This is a genomic window from Pseudomonas sp. C5pp (genome assembly GCF_000814065.1).
Classification (GTDB): domain Bacteria; phylum Pseudomonadota; class Gammaproteobacteria; order Pseudomonadales; family Pseudomonadaceae; genus Aquipseudomonas; species Aquipseudomonas asiatica.
The window spans coordinates 1-847 of record NZ_JWLN01000094.1; the positions used below are offsets into that span (position 1 = coordinate 1).

General features: G+C 58.1%; 2 protein-coding genes. One reads left to right on the forward strand and one right to left on the reverse strand.

The features are described 5' to 3' along the window. Window positions 1-273 precede the first annotated feature (273 nt). Window positions 274-600 (forward strand): DUF1654 domain-containing protein, encoded by a 327-nt coding sequence (locus tag RR51_RS28460; protein ID WP_015269824.1) that lies wholly within the window; start codon window positions 274-276, stop codon window positions 598-600. A gap of 45 nt (window positions 601-645) precedes the next feature. Here the strand turns inward: RR51_RS28460 and RR51_RS31730 are convergent. Next, a partial coding sequence (locus tag RR51_RS31730) for a hypothetical protein (protein ID WP_039615485.1) occupies window positions 646-847 on the reverse strand: 202 nt, incomplete at its 5' end.

The window sequence follows — 847 nt, forward strand, 5'->3', positions numbered from 1 at the left end:
TAGCCGGGAGTGACCTAACCGGCTGGGCCGGGTAGTCGGGCATGGCGCTGGCTGTTAAAGAGCGGCGGCCTATGAGGGCCTCTGCAGTCCCTCGTGAGTGACTGCTGTGTTGAGGCAAATATCACGCAATGTGTTTTTTATGTCAACACGAAATGTGATTTATTTTTTCGAGGCCGTGTTGAAAATCTTCCAAGCGAAGCGTGTTCACCTTTCACAGGGCGTGATGTATGCTTCGCTCAATACTGGATGGATGTACAGTTAACGGAGGAAGGAATGGCCAAGCAGAAGAAGTCGGCGCCGCAGGCGCGCCAGGAGATGACCGGACTGGAACGCCTGGGCCTGCGGGTTTCGTCGATGATCAATCACCCGATCGCGCAGGCTCAGCGCTGGGTGACGATCCATCGCCTGGACACGGACGGTGATATGGAGTGGGAGGAGGTGATGGGGCTGCTGGCCGAAACGCCGGAACTGGACCTGACGTTCAATGACGACGAGAGCGTGACGGTTCGGTGGGAGCCGCAGAGCGCAGACGATCGAGACGACCTGGTCGCGGAAACGGATTGGGAGGAGGAGAAGGCGGAGGAAGAGGCGCCTTTCTGAAGAGCACAGAAAAGCCCGCGCCATGCGGGCTTTCATGCCTTGGGGTCAGTCCCGCCGAAGGGAGGGTGATGGCCCGTATTTGGCTTCAAATTTTTCCACCATCATCTGGCAAGTGCCACGGACGAATCGGCGGGTACTGAGGGACTGGAGTTCATCATCGACGCCTTCCCAGCACAGGTCAATCGCGGCACGGGCCTTTGACTTTTCATCGGGAGTCCCAGACATGGCGCCGATTACCATCAGTGCG

Bases quoted from the DNA above. Each gene is read 5' to 3' on its own strand.
- RR51_RS28460 (WP_015269824.1), top strand. From the start codon at position 274: ATGGCCAAGCAGAAGAAGTCGGCGCCGCAGGCGCGCCAGGAGATGACC.